Annotated in this window: 14 protein-coding genes; 7 read left to right on the forward strand and 7 right to left on the reverse strand. The window is 59.4% G+C overall.

Going from position 1 to position 14,478, the window contains the following annotated elements; genetic code table 11:
• Window positions 1-22: 22 nt before the first annotated feature.
• Both CRD18_RS01380 and CRD18_RS01385 read right to left on the reverse strand, forming a co-directional pair.
• Window positions 23-1,051, reverse strand: coding sequence for a hypothetical protein (locus tag CRD18_RS01380; protein WP_187406457.1), 1,029 nt, complete (start codon window positions 1,049-1,051; stop codon window positions 23-25).
• Complete coding sequence (locus tag CRD18_RS01385; protein ID WP_049193159.1) at window positions 1,033-1,575, reverse strand: hypothetical protein; 543 nt, start codon at window positions 1,573-1,575, stop codon at window positions 1,033-1,035. Before CRD18_RS01385 ends, CRD18_RS01380 begins: the two co-directional genes overlap by 19 nt.
• A 324-nt stretch (window positions 1,576-1,899) precedes the next feature.
• Between CRD18_RS01385 and trmB the strand changes: the two genes are divergently transcribed.
• The 7 genes from trmB to CRD18_RS01420 all read left to right on the forward strand — a co-directional run bounded on the left by trmB (window position 1,900) and on the right by CRD18_RS01420 (window position 8,488).
• Window positions 1,900-2,748: a tRNA (guanosine(46)-N7)-methyltransferase TrmB gene (gene trmB / locus CRD18_RS01390; RefSeq protein WP_224433347.1), complete on the forward strand. Its 849-nt coding sequence runs from the start codon at window positions 1,900-1,902 to the stop codon at window positions 2,746-2,748.
• 4 nt (window positions 2,749-2,752) lie between these two features.
• Complete coding sequence (locus tag CRD18_RS01395) at window positions 2,753-3,436, forward strand: NYN domain-containing protein (RefSeq protein ID WP_187406458.1); 684 nt, start codon at window positions 2,753-2,755, stop codon at window positions 3,434-3,436.
• A gap of 122 nt (window positions 3,437-3,558) precedes the next feature.
• Window positions 3,559-4,539, forward strand: a complete 981-nt coding sequence (locus tag CRD18_RS01400) for a YbhN family protein (protein ID WP_242458653.1) — start codon at window positions 3,559-3,561, stop codon at window positions 4,537-4,539.
• A 62-nt stretch (window positions 4,540-4,601) separates the two neighbouring features.
• Window positions 4,602-4,973, forward strand: a complete 372-nt coding sequence (locus tag CRD18_RS01405) for a DUF3054 domain-containing protein (RefSeq protein ID WP_049171813.1) — start codon at window positions 4,602-4,604, stop codon at window positions 4,971-4,973.
• Window positions 4,974-5,060: 87 nt separating this feature from the next.
• Window positions 5,061-6,587, forward strand: coding sequence for a peptide MFS transporter (locus tag CRD18_RS01410; protein WP_016421637.1), 1,527 nt, complete (start codon window positions 5,061-5,063; stop codon window positions 6,585-6,587).
• Window positions 6,588-6,839: 252 nt separating this feature from the next.
• On the forward strand, window positions 6,840-7,109 hold the full coding sequence (locus CRD18_RS01415) for an ACT domain-containing protein (RefSeq protein ID WP_016421638.1): 270 nt from the start codon (window positions 6,840-6,842) through the stop codon (window positions 7,107-7,109).
• 14 nt (window positions 7,110-7,123) lie between these two features.
• Window positions 7,124-8,488: a PFL family protein gene (locus CRD18_RS01420; protein WP_187406459.1), complete on the forward strand. Its 1,365-nt coding sequence runs from the start codon at window positions 7,124-7,126 to the stop codon at window positions 8,486-8,488.
• A gap of 18 nt (window positions 8,489-8,506) precedes the next feature.
• On the opposite strand, the gene CRD18_RS01425 is transcribed toward CRD18_RS01420, so the two are convergent.
• The 5 genes from CRD18_RS01425 to CRD18_RS01445 all read right to left on the reverse strand — a co-directional run bounded on the left by CRD18_RS01425 (window position 8,507) and on the right by CRD18_RS01445 (window position 14,447).
• On the reverse strand, window positions 8,507-9,064 hold the full coding sequence (locus CRD18_RS01425; protein WP_187406460.1) for a TM2 domain-containing protein: 558 nt from the start codon (window positions 9,062-9,064) through the stop codon (window positions 8,507-8,509).
• 219 nt (window positions 9,065-9,283) lie between these two features.
• Window positions 9,284-10,210 (reverse strand): cutinase family protein, encoded by a 927-nt coding sequence (locus CRD18_RS01430; protein WP_070559863.1) that lies wholly within the window; start codon window positions 10,208-10,210, stop codon window positions 9,284-9,286.
• A gap of 5 nt (window positions 10,211-10,215) precedes the next feature.
• Window positions 10,216-10,707 (reverse strand): DUF732 domain-containing protein, encoded by a 492-nt coding sequence (locus tag CRD18_RS01435; RefSeq protein ID WP_070566670.1) that lies wholly within the window; start codon window positions 10,705-10,707, stop codon window positions 10,216-10,218.
• A gap of 37 nt (window positions 10,708-10,744) precedes the next feature.
• Window positions 10,745-12,856 carry an alpha/beta hydrolase-fold protein gene (locus CRD18_RS01440; protein WP_070652716.1) on the reverse strand — a complete coding sequence of 704 codons (2,112 nt, stop codon included), beginning with the start codon at window positions 12,854-12,856 and terminating at the stop codon, window positions 10,745-10,747.
• A gap of 547 nt (window positions 12,857-13,403) precedes the next feature.
• Complete coding sequence (locus CRD18_RS01445) at window positions 13,404-14,447, reverse strand: alpha/beta hydrolase family protein (RefSeq protein WP_049171823.1); 1,044 nt, start codon at window positions 14,445-14,447, stop codon at window positions 13,404-13,406.
• Between the last annotated feature and the right edge of the window lie 31 nt (window positions 14,448-14,478).

The following is a 14,478-nucleotide window of genomic DNA, read 5'->3' on the forward strand; positions in this document are numbered from 1 at the left end:
CTATTTCTCTTCGCTGTCACAGCTATCGTGCAGGCGTTCCGGTGTACTCCGCCAGCTGCTCTATTCGCCATCCCGGCCCCCGCGCACCAATGGCTTCGCGCACCGTCATCTCCACGGACTGTGTCCATTTTCGCCGCAGATGGGCAAGATAATTTGCCCGCCACTGCGCGGTGCGTTGGCGTGCGTTACGACGAATCGTTGCACCCACCGCCGCCACCGCAACACCGAGGCCTATTGCAAGTGCGACCAGCTGCGCCGCAAGCGTCGGCACCCCAATCCACATCAGCAATCCGTGGACGATCCGCACTGCGCCGACCGCCACGCCAAGCGATGCCACCGCCACCAGAGCGTCCATGGCATAACTGGGGCGAGCTGGGCTTGCTGGAGCGGGCACTGAGACTTCCACACGAAGACCCAATTCGTCGCCACACCGCTGTTGCAGCCGCGTCGCTGCGACCTCGGCACGACCCTGAAGTTCCGCCTGATCACCTGCGGGGCCGTCAGCCACTTCCTGGAGTGCATCCCGCACCGCGCTCTCAGCTGCCAACTGCATCTTCCGCTGCAATCGCGCCGCCGCCCCGGCTCCGCGCGATCGCTCCTGTGCCAGCTGAGCTCGCACATTTCGAGCCCGGCGCGCACTCAGTGTTTCCCCCGAGTTTCTGGGCGGGCCTTCTGCCAGCAGAACCAGGGTTCTGGCCATCCTCTCGTCCAGCGCTCCCATCGGGATTGTGCTGTCGATTTCCTGACGCCAGGCCTCGACATACTCACCATTGCCAATCAGGCCAACTGCAACGCGACCGGTGGCCTGGCTAATTGCTGCAACCGTGCTGACGCACTCCCGCGTGGGCTGCACCTCGCTGTCTGCAACATAGAGCACGACGGCGCTGCGTTTATCCACAAACTCCAGCCGACGTGGCGGCATCGCAGTGTCAACGATCTGCGAGAGGTCCGCGCGGTCCGCTGCATCCCCAGCTTTGGTGACAAGGAGCGGTGGCTGCTCAGACCCCTCCGCCGAGACCGGGCGTGGCTCAACTACGTCCGGTGTTGCCATAGCAACTCCTCCAGGCTGTCTCTAGCCGCGGGAAAGGCTGCCGCGATCTCAGTCAACTGCACTGCGAGTAGCCCGTCATCATCGCGTGATTCGTCTTCCGCACCGTAGCGTTCAGCAATCTTCCGCAACGCGGAGCTGAACAAAAAAGTGTGTTCAGCTGTCTCGTTTGTGGAGATGTCGCAATACTCGTCGGCAAGCGAATGGCGAATCGGTTGTTGCTCGATGACCAGCGCGACAGGGGCGGGCAGCTTGTCGGCCAGCTCCGCGTGACATTGCGAAAATGCCTCGCGCACAGCGGTTTCGCGCACGCCCCTGCGCAATCGCGCGCAGATTATCGGTGGCCGTTTCTCGCGCTCAAGCGCCTTGGCGACGCACACCTCCGCGCCGCTCGTGTTAGCGGTGTCCGAGTGCGCGGCCTGCCGTGATGACAGCCAGTCCACCACGGCAGCGCGCAACGACGACGATGTAGATCCCGTTGACGGCTGTGTTGTTTCCGTGACATCAGTTGCGGAAATAAGGTCCATTCGGCCTAGTCCCCTCCCATAAAGCCCCTGCGTGGTTTAGTTAAAACCTGCGTAACCCCCATACGGCCCGTGAGCCAGATTCCGCGCCCTGAAACGCTGCGCTAGGCAGACCCCAAGCGCCGCTTCAACCAACAAATAAGCGCGGCTTCGCGTTCAGCCTACAGCGGACCGCGGATTCGGCAAGTCGACAAAACAACTTTCCCCGCCGTGCCGCCTATTCAGGACGACGCGGCATCGTCAACCGGCGTGAAACCGCCAGGACAACAACAAAAATCCTAGGGGCAATGATTGGATAGTTGGCCGATGTCGTGGACAATAGGGAACGTGACTACTTCTGATTTTTCTGAAAATATCGAACAGCCTGCGGTTTCGCAGGAATCCGAACCATTGCCAACTCGCGCAGACGAGCAGGCGGAACAACCGCATGAGCGCCAGCCGAAAAAGGGCGAATTGCCTGCAGGTCGTCCGGAAAAGACCCAATTCGACGATGGTCTTGACTACCCGCGCATCGGCAATCTGTCCTTCCGCCGTGGCACTTTGACTCCCAACCAGGAAAAGATCTGGGAAGACAACTGGGACACGTACGGCAAGGTCCTCTCCGACGAAGTCATTGACGTGGAGGAATGGTTCGGTCGCAAGGGACCGACCATCGTCGAGATTGGCTGCGGCACCGGCACGTCCACCGTGGCAATGGCTCCGCAGGAACCGGACCACAACATCATCGCCGTTGAGCTTTACCGCCCTGGCCTGGCGAAACTGCTCTCTGCCACCGTGCGCAATGAGGTGTCGAACATCCGCATGGTCCGCGGCGACGGCGTCGAGGTTTTGCAGCGCATGATCGAGCCGGAGTCGCTGGCCGGCGTGCGCCTGTTCTTCCCGGACCCGTGGCCGAAGGCACGCCACCACAAGCGCCGCATTGTGCAGTCCGGCACGTTGCGCCTGATTTCTTCGCGTCTGAAGCCCGGCGGCATTTTCCACGCTGCCACCGACCACGCGGACTACGCGGAATGGATTGAGGAACTCCGCGAGGTCGAGCCGACGCTCGAGCCCATCGCCTGGCCGTGGCCGGAATCCCCCATGCTTCTCGACCGACCGACGACCAAGTTCGAAGCCCGCGGCCTGAACCTCGACCACGACATCCACGAGTTCATCTGGCGCAAGAAAGAGGCATAGGAACATGAGCACTACCCAAAACACCTCTGCCAGCTACAACACCACCGAGACGCACCCCACCGCACTGCTCGTATGGGACGCCCCGAACTTGGACATGGGGCTCGGCGCTATCCTTGGATCCCGCCCGACCGCCGCACACCGTCCGCGCTTCGACGCCGTGGGCAAATGGCTTATCGACGAAGCCGAGCGCGTATCCAAGAAAATCGGCTCCGATGTCCTCCCCGAAGCCACGGTCTTCACCAACGTCAACCCGGGCTCTGCGGAGATTGTCCGCCCCTGGGTCGAGGCCCTGCGCAATGTCGGTTTCGCGGTCTTCGCAAAGCCGAAGATCGAAGAGGACACCGACGTTGACCCCGACATGATTGCGCACATCCAACGGCGTTACGACGAGGGCGTGTTGCGCAGCGTCGTCGTTGCGTCCGCCGATGGCCAGAACTTCCAGGAGCTGCTGGAAAAGCTCGCCTCCGAAGGGATTCCGGTAACCGTCATCGGTTTTCACGAGCATGCTTCCTGGGCGCTGACCTCCGATGCGATTCGCTTCGTTGACCTGGAGGAAATCAAGGGCGTCTTCCGCGAGCCGCTACCGCGTATCGATCTCGACCGCCTGCCTGATGACGGTGCGTGGCTGCAGCCGTTCCGTCCGCTCACGTCGTTGCTCAAGGAGCGCGACGGCAAGAACGACGACTAGGGAGACCACCGCGGCGACGTCTAGGGAGACGAACAGGAAGACGAACAGGCTTCTTATTTATGTCACGACTTAAAAAAGTCCTCAAAACCGGCAATTCGAGCTGGCTACGATCGATAATCCTCGTGGCCCTCGTGATTGCCGGTATCGTCCTGACGGTAAGAAACTGGGACAGCGTCGTCCAGGGGCTCCAAATCCTTGCGGATGTCGACGCTAAGTGGCTGTTCATCGCCATTTTTTCCGTGGCTTTTTCGCTCTACGCGATGGCGGAAGTGATGCGTCTGCTGTTGCGAGCTGGAGGCGTAAAAGCAGCCACTCGCCGTAGCACCAATGCGCTAACCCTCGCATCCAACGCGTGGGCGGTCACCGTTCCCGGTGGTGCTGCTTTTTCCACGGCGCTGCAGATTAAGCGCATGATGCAGTGGGGCGCATCCGCGGTCCTTGTCAGCTGGTTCGTGCTTTTTTCGGGCGCGTTGTCGTTTTTAGGTCTGGCATTTCTGGGGCTTGGCAGCCTCTTCTTCGTCGGACAGGGTGGCACGACCGCAGTGCTCATCGCTATGGCAATTGCGGTGTTACTGGCCACCATTTTGCTGTGGCGGATTTCGCAGAACCCGGCTTTTCTCAACAAGACAGGCGCGTGGTGTCTGCGTGTCTTTAACAAGATTCGAAAGAAGCCCGCGGACACCGATGTCGACCGACTTGAAGAGTCCGTCAAACAGCTGACCAGCGTGAAGTTGCCCGTGCAAACTTTGGCTCTTTCCTTCACCTGGTCCTTTATCAACTGGGTCGCGGAAATTGTCTGTCTCTACGCCGCCATCCGTGCCGTTGGTGTCGATGACATCTCCGCTACGAAGGTGCTGCTGGCTTTCGTAACCGGCAAGCTCGCAGGTTTCATCCAGGCCACACCGGGCGGCATCGGCACTGTCGAGGCCGCTTTGACCGCGGCTCTCATCGCAGGCGGCACCACCGGCGCCGAGGCCTTTGCAGCGGTGCTGGTCTATCGCATCGTTTCCTTCGTCCTGGTGGCAATTGTGGGCTGGATTATCTACGCCCTCGGCTTCGACCACAAGGATCAGCCCGAGCATCAGCCAGTCGCTGACCGCTAATGGCTTCCTCGCCGCTGGTCGCTGGTCCCCCACCAATCTGAGGGGTCGCTAGACTAAGAAGCATGAACACACGCGTATCGACGTTCTTGATTGACATCCTCGCCATCTTTATTTTCGCCGTGTTAGCGCGCCTGGCTCACAACACTCCCGAGGATTCTTTTACCTTCATCAATATCCTCGATACCTGGTGGCCGTTCGCATTCGGTGTCCTCCTGGGCACCGCGCTGATTAAGAACGAGCCGAACCCGCGTGCAGTGAGTTCAGGCGCAATTGTGTGGCTCGGCACTGTCGTCGTCGGCCTAGCTGTGTGGGCCACCCGCAATTCGGCAGTCCCGCACTGGTCCTTCATTCTGGTTGCCTCAGTCATGAGCGCCTTGCTGCTGCTGGGTTGGCGAGCAGCGTCGAATGCGGTTGCTCGTAAGTCTCTGGACTAAGCCTTCGGCCCCATCCCTAGCCCTTCGGTTTAGTTCACTGACTAAATCTGGTTTTTAATTTTTGCACTCCGCCTCGATAATTGAAGAATGGACAAATCTTCTGACGAGGCTCTCGGCAATCAACCAACTGCTGAGACCCAACGAACTCATAACCCCGCAGGGTCCAGCGAAGACCGTACCTTCATGGGCCAACCGTGGGGTCTCGCCAACCTCTTCGGCATCGAAATGTGGGAGCGCTTCAGCTTCTACGGCATGCAGGCCATCCTGGCTTTCTACATGTACTACGAGACCACTCAGGGCGGTCTCGGCCTGGACAAGGGTGCTGCTACCTCCATCGTCGGTGCTTACGGCGGTCTTGTCTACATGGCCGCACTCGTTGCCTCTCTGGTTGCCGACCGTATCCTTGGCTCGGAGCGGACACTGTTCTACTCCGCCATCCTGGTCATGTTTGGCCACATCTCCTTGGCATTCATCCCTGGCGTGATTGGCCTGGCTATTGGCCTTGTCTCCATCGCAATCGGCTCCGGCGGTGTGAAGACCAACGCACAGGTCGTGCTGGGTCAGCTCTACGCCAAGGACGACCCGCGTCGTGACGCCGGCTTCTCCATCTTCTACATGGGCGTCAATATCGGTGCCCTGTTCGGCCCACTGCTCACCGGCTGGATTTGGGGAATGAAGGGCTTCCACTGGGGCTTCGGCCTGGCCGCTATCGGTATGGCTGCCGGTCTGATTCAGTACATCCTGATGCGCAAGTCCACCATCGCCGAGGCTGGCCATGAGATTCCGAACCCGCTGCCGAAGAAGCAGTACCCGGTATGGATTGGCATCGCAGTGGTCATCACTGTTGTCTCGGTTACGCTGGTTTCCACCGGAATTGTTCCGGTCACGACTCTTTCCACTGTGGTCACGGTGATTGCACTGATCGCCGCTGTGGTGCTGTGGTGGCAGATGTACTCCTCGCCACTTACGACGAAATCGGAGAAGACTCGCCTGGTCGGTTTCATCCCGATGTTCGTCTCAGGCGTGCTGTTCTTCGGTATCTTCCAGCAGCAGTTCACGGTGCTGGCCATCTACTCGGACATCCGCCTCGACCGCGAGATCTTCGGTTGGGAAATGTCCCCGGCCTGGATTAACTCGATCAACCCGATCTTCATCATCGCCTTCTCGATGGTCTTTGCAGCCGCCTGGTCCAAGCTTGGTGACCGCCAGTGGTCCACCCCAGTGAAGTTCGGTGTCGCCAACATCATCATCGGTATCTCGCTGTTCTTCTTCATCCCATTCTCCGGTGGCGGTGAGAACTCCACTCCGCTGTATGCGATTATCTGGATTCTCTTCCTGTTCACCATGGGTGAGCTCATGCTGAGCCCGGTCGGCAACGCCCTTGCTACCAAGGTCGCTCCGGCAGCATTCCCGTCGCGCATGATGGCCGTCTGGCTGATGGCAGTCGCTATGGGTACTTCACTGGCAGGCACCCTGGCCGGCTTCTACAACTATGAGGATGCCGCTGCTGAGAACACCTTCTTCATCACCCTGGGTATCGCCTCGGTTGTCCTGGGCTTGATTCTGCTCGCACTGCGCAAGTGGATTGTCAAGGAGTTCGTCGACGTCCGATAGGGCCGTAGGGCCGGATCCGTAAGGCTGGCCCCCGCTCTGGCACAGCCCACGCCCACGCCCACGCCCCTCCCCCTCCTCCCCACTTCACGACACCTATGTCACCTCATGCCGCCTCCACAGATGGCACGAGGTGACATAGGTGTCGTGAAGTGTTTTTTGGGTGGCTCTGAACATGCTTCGCTACAAACCTGCCACCAGCACAACCGCCATCCACAAGTTTTCCCCGCCTCCCCACCGGCTAAAATTGAGGCCATGTTTGCCATCATTACCGTCACCGGCGAGGATCACACCGGCATCATCGCCGCCGTCACCACTGCTCTGGCGGAGCAGGACGTCAACATCGTCGATGTTTCCCAGACCCTCATGGATAAATGGTTCACCATGATCCTGCGGGTGGAGTTCAACGAGAAGGCCACCCCCATCAGCACGCTGCAGGGTTACATGGATTCCGTCGGCAAGCGGGAGGGGCTTGTCATTCGAATCCAGTCTGAGGCGCTGTTCAACGCCGTCAACGAGATTTAAAGGGCGCGACCAGGATGGATTTCAACTTCGCGCAATCTAAGTTCCTCGACACCATTGACATGATCGAGAAGTACCGTCTGGATATCCGGACGGTCACCATGGGGATTTCCCTGCTCGAGTGCTCTCGCTCTGAAATGGAAGCCACCGCACAGGCGGTGTATGACCGCGTGACCAGGCAGGCCGCTCGCCTCGTGGAGGTCTGTGAGGGTATCGAGGCGGAGCTGGGCATTCCGATTGTCAATAAGCGCATCTCCGTCACACCAGTTTCTCTCATCACGGCCGGTTGCGAAGGCGATCCCACGGTGGTTGCCAAGGCGCTCGACCGCGCCGCCCGCGATTCTGGCGTGAACTTCCTCGGCGGCTACTCGGCGCTCATCGAAAAGGGTGCGACGACCAGCGAGAAGCGGCTCATCGACTCCATTCCCCACGCTCTGAGCGAGACCGAATTGGTGTGCAGCTCGGTCAACGTTGCGTCGTCACGCGCGGGCATCAACATGGATGCAGTGCGTCGCATGGGCGAGGTAGTGAAGGAAGCCGCGGCGCAAACCGCTGACCGCAGCTCGATTGCCTGCGCCAAACTGGTGGTTTTCGCCAATGCGGTGGGCGACAATCCGTTCATGGCCGGCGCATTCCACGGCGTCGGGGAACCCGATTGTGTCGTGTCCGTCGGCGTTTCGGGTCCGGGTGTGGTCGATCGCGCGCTCGGCGATCTGCAGGGCGCCAGCTTCAACGAAGTCGCCGAGGAGATTAAGAAGGCGGCGTTCAAGATCACACGTACGGGTCAGCTGGTCGGCACGATGGCGTCGGAGCGCCTGGGCGTGCCTTTTGGCATCGTGGATCTCTCGCTCGCGCCGACCGCTGAGATGGGTGACTCCGTCGCTCACATCCTCGAGCACATGGGGTTGGAGCAGGTCGGTACGCACGGCACCACTGCCGCGCTCGCGCTGCTTAACGACGCCGTCAAGAAAGGCGGCCTGATGGCTTGTTCACGCGTCGGTGGACTGTCCGGGTCGTTCATTCCGGTCTCTGAGGACAAGGGCATGATTGATGCTGTTCGCGCGGGGTCGATCAGCATGGACAAGCTGGAGGCGATGACCTCTATCTGCTCGGTGGGCTTCGACATGATTGCAATTCCTGGTGACACGCCTGCGACCACGATTTCCGGCATGATTGCCGACGAGGCCGCCATCGGTGTGATGAACCACAAAACCACCGCCGCCCGCCTCATTCCGGTGCCGGGTACCAAGCCGGGCGATGAGGTGAACTTCGGTGGTCTGCTCGGATATGCGCCGGTTATTGATGTCAATGCCAAGGGCAATGCCGAGTTCATTGCCCGTGGCGGCTACATCCCCGCCCCGGTGCACGGGTTCAGGAACTAGCGGCTTCGGACGAGGCTCCTACGATTGCAGGCGGCACCCATTAGCGTCATAGGCGTAGGAGCCACTACCGACGAGAATCAAAATGAACTCGATAAATGCCCAAATGCTGACGCCGATGATTAGGAAGAATCCGACCAGAAGGATAGCCGTAATCCAGCCGAATACCGTCAGTGCTAGTTGAATAGCACCACGCGAGTTGTGCCCCAGGTAGAAGTTGTGAACACCGAGGGTACCCAGGAAGAAGGCAAGCAGAGCCGCTGCAATCTTGGACTTATCCGAGACAGGGGAACCTGCGCCCCCGTAGCCCTGGTGCGGGTTCGGGCCACCGAAGCCAGCGGAATACGCCGGCGCCTGCTGGTTTGGGTAACCACTCTGATACGGGTTCGAGTACCCGTTGTGGAAATTGTGCTGGCTCGGGTCCTGATAGCCCTGCCCCATGTTCGGCTGCTGCTGTGGGTACGGATCCGAGTACGGCATACCGGAGCTGTAAGCACCCGAGCTGTCGGCGAACTTTCCCCGGGACCTCGGCATACCGTCTTCGTCGAAATCTCCATATGGGTTTGTCGGATTCGTCATTGCACCCTACCTTTTCGCCTAGATTTCCCCGGTCATGAACAGCAGTTCCTTGGGCGATAATAACCGGTTCCGTCAGACTGCTTCCTGCAACTTTGTCAATTTCTTTCGAAATTTTAGCGAAACTGTTGTTTTGGAACATTAAACACCAGTTCTTGAGCAAGATTCTAACAGCAAGTACCCGTCGAGGTCGGGCTCGTCTCGCACATTTTTGAGCTGCCTCTACCGTCGCGCCAGCGATTGTTCAATCAGTTCGCGAGTCCAGCCCTCAGTCCAGGCCAGCGGAGTCGTACCCGGGATTGCTACGTCATTCGTGGCGTAGGTCGCATGCGCTCCTGCGCCGGCAATCATCTCCTGCGCTCGCGCAATCGCATCAGCCACTGCCGGAGGAACATCACAGAAGGAATCCGATGGCACGCAGACATTCTGGACCTTGTCATTAAGAGGCCCAAAGCCGTCTCGTGGACCGCGCATCGTTGCGCCCGGAACCACAGCCTGCACAATGCCGCCAAGCGGCTGCAACGACAGCTCGACACCCACACCAGCCAGCGGAACGCCCTGGTTCACGCCCTGATTGGGGTCACGCCGCGGGTCGCCCAACAGAGCCACGCCCGCGATGCGCTCGGCCGGAACGACACCGCGACCATTGCCGATGTCAGAGGCCAAGTCACCTGCAATAGCCGCACCCTGGGAGAAGCCCATCAGGACGAAGTCCGTCAGCGGGCACTGCCCGTGTAAGTCAGCCATTTCCTTAGCGGTGACATCGCGCCCGACTGCCTGCGAATCATCGTAGGTGAGTTGGTCGGGCAGCTGATGCGTCTTAATCTGTGCCGGGTACGGCGTAGTCCAGACCTTGACATCACCCTCCGAGTAGGACTGCGAAATCGAGTTTGTCAGGCCAAGCAGCAGCGAATGTGGGTTCGCGGTCGGGGCCATCGGATCATCGTCAGCACGCGATTCCGCAGTTCCGGGCACGGCGATAACTTCTACCGCCGGGCACCACTCGGGTTGTTCGGCCAGAACCCCGCCATCGTCACCGGGGGTCGGTGGGGTTTGACCGCCTTGGTCGTCGTTAAGCCATTGCACTACGCCGAAGCCAATAGCGGCCACCAGCACAATGACCGCCAGAATTGTCAGCACTTTACGCATGAGTGCTAGCAATACGCCTTTTTAGCGGAGCTTGCAATAGTCTTCGCCACTTCTTCGGCGCTTTCCTGTGAGCGCCCCTGTGCGACCAGCTGCCCGGCAATCGCCAGCGCGATGACTTCACGCTCCTCCTCCGGTGCGTCCGCGCATGCCGCGCGACCTGTGCCGATGAGCTGATCCTCCACCCCATCAACATCGATTCCCGCTTTTTCCAGCGCTCCGAGGTATGAATCGTCCGCCTCACTGAGCTTCATCTGCCCATCGGGCGCTTCGTCCACGCGCTTAGCTTGGGGATCTGTGATCTCCGGCGCAGACTTTTCGCTCGACTTCGGCGCAGAAGTCTTCGTGCTTGACGACGTCGTGGAGGTCTTGTTCGTCGTCGTCGACGAGGTGACCTCCGAGGACTCCACTGTGGAACTGCCACAGGCGACCACTCCGAAGGTCAGCAGCGCAACAGCTGTGGTTGTAGCCAGTGTCCGGAAGGACTTGTTCATGGACATTTGTCTATCCCCTACTCAGTGCCCTGCTTTGGTTGGCTTACTTGTCATCAGCGTTGTCGGCGGCTGGGGCCGGCGCTTCTGGCTTATTGCGCTCTTCGACAATCTTGCCGTTGAGCTGACGAATCCAGCCACCCTCGAACTGCTGTTCAAGACCGCCGGCCTTGACTGGCTGCAGTGGGCCGACCGGGTAACCGAACGGGCCATTTTCGTAGCCAGTGCTGCCCCAATGGTCAGTGATGTCGTTGGAGCGCACCGGCTGTGCACCAGTTTCCGGAGTCCAGTAAATGGCACCGTGTTCGAAGCGCTGGAAAGCGCCGCGGGCGAGCTTGACCTCGTCGCCGTCGACAGGCAGACCCAGATCGGACTCAGCGCCACCGAGCTCCTTGTAGACACGGCCGATTTCACCACGCACGATGCGAGGTTCTTCGCCGCCGATCTTGACGATGGTGCCACCCTGGAAGTCCTGGGCGACACCGCCCGGAATATCGCGGTGGTTGGCGACTGGGTAGCCCAGCGGACCGGTCTCGAAGCCGGCCTTGCCCCAGACGTTCATAATGTCGCCGGTGACTTCGTGGGCTCCGCCTTCCGGAGTCCAGTAAATCGAACCCTTTTCGAAGTGAACGAAGCGTCCCGAGCCATCCGGCGTAGCCAGTTCGTTGGTCACTGGGTAGCCGAGCGGCGAGGACGGACCACCGAGCTCGTTGTAACGCGAACCGATGCGCCCCCAGACCACATGTGCCCCGGAATCCGGGTGCCAGTAGGCGGTACCGCCGGTAAAGTCCTGAGCCACGCCATTCTTGGCGACGCCATACTCATCCGACAGGCAGGTGCCAATTCCTGGCAGCGATGCGACGGCCTTCTCAATCTCGCCGCCTACACGGCAGACCGCGCCACGATCGGACTCCGGCAACTGCAGTGCATCGGCCAGCGTTGGCCAGGCCTGACTGACCTCGAATTGCCAGTACGGCCAAGTGTGAGTACCCGAGCTCCGGAAGTTCACAACCGGCTCGACGCCCTTTTCGCGAGCATTTCGGATGAAGGTCTCACTGGTCATGCGGGAAAGCACTTCCAATGCGTAACCGGTCGGATTGTCCGGCTTCGTCGGATCGATCTGCGACGGCACGTCCCACTCACCGGTGTTGCCGTTACCCGCCGAGATGTACAGCGACATGCCCTTGAGCTTGTCGATGTTCAGCTTCGGATCATTGTCCTTCCAACGCTGCGAACCGAGCGGGCCCCACATCTTCGTCGCGTCATAGCCACCGGTGTTCTTCATCGCCAGAGAGATTGCCTGCGGCATGCCCGGCGAAGTCATATCCAGGTAACCAGAGAGGCTACCGGCAAACTTCCACAGCTCCGGAGAGTGTGCTGCAACGTTGTAAGCACCGGTAGCTCCCATGGAGATACCGATAATGCCGCGTTCATCGTTGCCGCGGAAGCCGTTGGTGATAACCGGCACGAGCTCCTTAGTGATGAAGCTCTCCCACTTGTAGTTCTGACCGTTATCCGGCTGATCCCAGTCAGAGTAGAAGGACGATGTACCGCCGGCAGGCATAACCACCAGGACATTCTTGTCCTCGTAGAAGCGTTCGATATTGGTAGCGCGAATCCAACCGGAGTAGTCATCAAACGATGCCATACCGTCAAGGTGGTAGACGCTCGGGAATGTGCGCTCCTTGTCGCGGTACCAATCGCGCGGCAGCAAAATCTCAACCTGAATTGGCTTCTCCGGCATGGCAGCCGAGCGAATGTGCGCAATGACGTGGTGATCTGTGTACCACTCGACCTTGTCTACGCTGACTCCACTGGGGAGGTTCGCCACTGCGGGAGTATCGACTTTAAATGGCGTACGCTCCGGCCCTGGCATCGGCTTCGGCATACCCAGGCCAGGTAGCTGCGCACCAGCAGCTTGCGCTGCTTCAGCGGCCTTAGCAAGGTCTCCCAGGTCTCCAGATTGCGCCAACTGCCCCTGAACGGCCTGAAGTTCCTCGTAGCTAGGCAGACCTGGCTGAGCTGGCTCGGGAGCCGCCACTGCAGCAGGGGCACCGAGAGCGAGAGTCAACGGTAGTGCCAAAAGTGCGGTCAACGCCCGTGATGACTTCCGGCTGTTGCCGAGTCCACCACGGAGGAATCTAGCGGTTACGCGCATAAGAGGGCTTCCCTTTACAAAGTCGCTGGTTGAAATTATTTGAGACGTTGAGTGTTGCACCGGCACCGATTAGGCACCTGCAGATAGCATCACGCGGCGCTTGAGCTATGCGTTTACCGTTCGGCTTCGCAGAATTACGTAGTGACCAGCAACGTATCCGAAGGTTCCCCTCCTCCGGCGTGCCGCTGCAAGAAGAATCTCACACACGTTCTGCGAAAAAACGGTATAGCTACCTGAATAGCTTCACCCTTTACTTTAAGGTTCGACTCTCATGTTTACCCTCTTACGGGTAAAAACCGTGGAGACACACGCAAACGGAACTGAATTCAAGCTTTGACAGCGCAACTCTTTGTGCCCCTCTTTAAGCCGTTACCCACACCTTCCGCTCAGCATCCAAACCGGACTCGACACAGAAAAAAAGACCAACCCCAACAAAAGGATTGGTCGTTTTTAAAATTGAGACGTCTTAAGAAGCTAGTCCCTTTAAGAAGTCATCCAGCACCAGAGCTAGGTCAGCGCGCCAGAGCGCCCTGAAAAAATTACCGGCTTAAAGCCCCAGCGCCCGAAGAATGTGCGGGCGAGCAAGCGCGGCATCGCGGCCCCACAGCTCCCACGAGTGGATACCGTTCGGGCTGTAGACAAACTGCGCATTGAGGCCGGCAGCGCGAGCATCCTGCTCAAAGCGCTGCGTCGAAGCGCGGGAGACGGACTCCATCACAGCACGCCAGACGGTGTCAGGGAGCTGCGGCACCGGACGGCTCAAAACCTCCGGATCACTCCACAGGCTCTGAACACCCTGAGCGGAAGAAATATACATCGGCAAACCCCGGAGCTGGTCCAGCTGCAGCGATGGATCATGAGCACGCCACTGCTCCGAAGCAGGAACCGGAAGGCCCCACATGCCAGTCGGATTCACTACACCAGTGCTAGCCACCATTGCAGTAGCGCCGGTCGCAACAACTGGGTTGGACATCTGGTAGTAACCCGACAGCGAAGTGACCTGCTTGAACTGATCACGGTGGCGAGCCGCCAGAGAAACCGCCGCAGCCGCACCCATGGACAGACCAGCGATTGCGTTGCGGTTCGGGTTGACACCAAACTCACGCTGCAGATAGACCGGCAGCTCCTGGGTCAGGAAGGTTTCCCACTTCTGAGTCTTGACCCCTTCGGAAGTCACGGCCGGATCGTTCCAGTCGGCATAGAAGGAGCCGTCGCCAGCAGCCGGCGCAACCAGAGTGATGTTGTCGTTGGCGAAGGTCTGAGCAATGTGGCCCGACCAAATCCAACCGGACGCACCCTTATTAAAGCCCCACAGACCGTCGAGCATGTACAGGGACGCATCGCCGCCACCAGTAGCCGCCTTAATCTGAACCGGAATATTGCGGTTCATAGCCGGCGAGAAAACCTGGCAGTACTGAACAAACCACTGATATGGATCCCACTCACAGCCTGGACGCAGTCGATCACGGTTTGGATCAGCACTCGCATCCTTCGCGGATGCGAGCATGATGCCACCAAACACCATTGCAACAGCCACAAGGGCAGCTACGACCTTCACCGTGAAGTTACGACTCACTGCAGTAAAGCTCATCGTTCTCCTCTTTACTTTCGGACTTACCTCC

Source organism: Corynebacterium sp. LK31, from assembly GCF_014335015.1.
GTDB lineage: Bacteria > Actinomycetota > Actinomycetes > Mycobacteriales > Mycobacteriaceae > Corynebacterium > Corynebacterium jeikeium_D.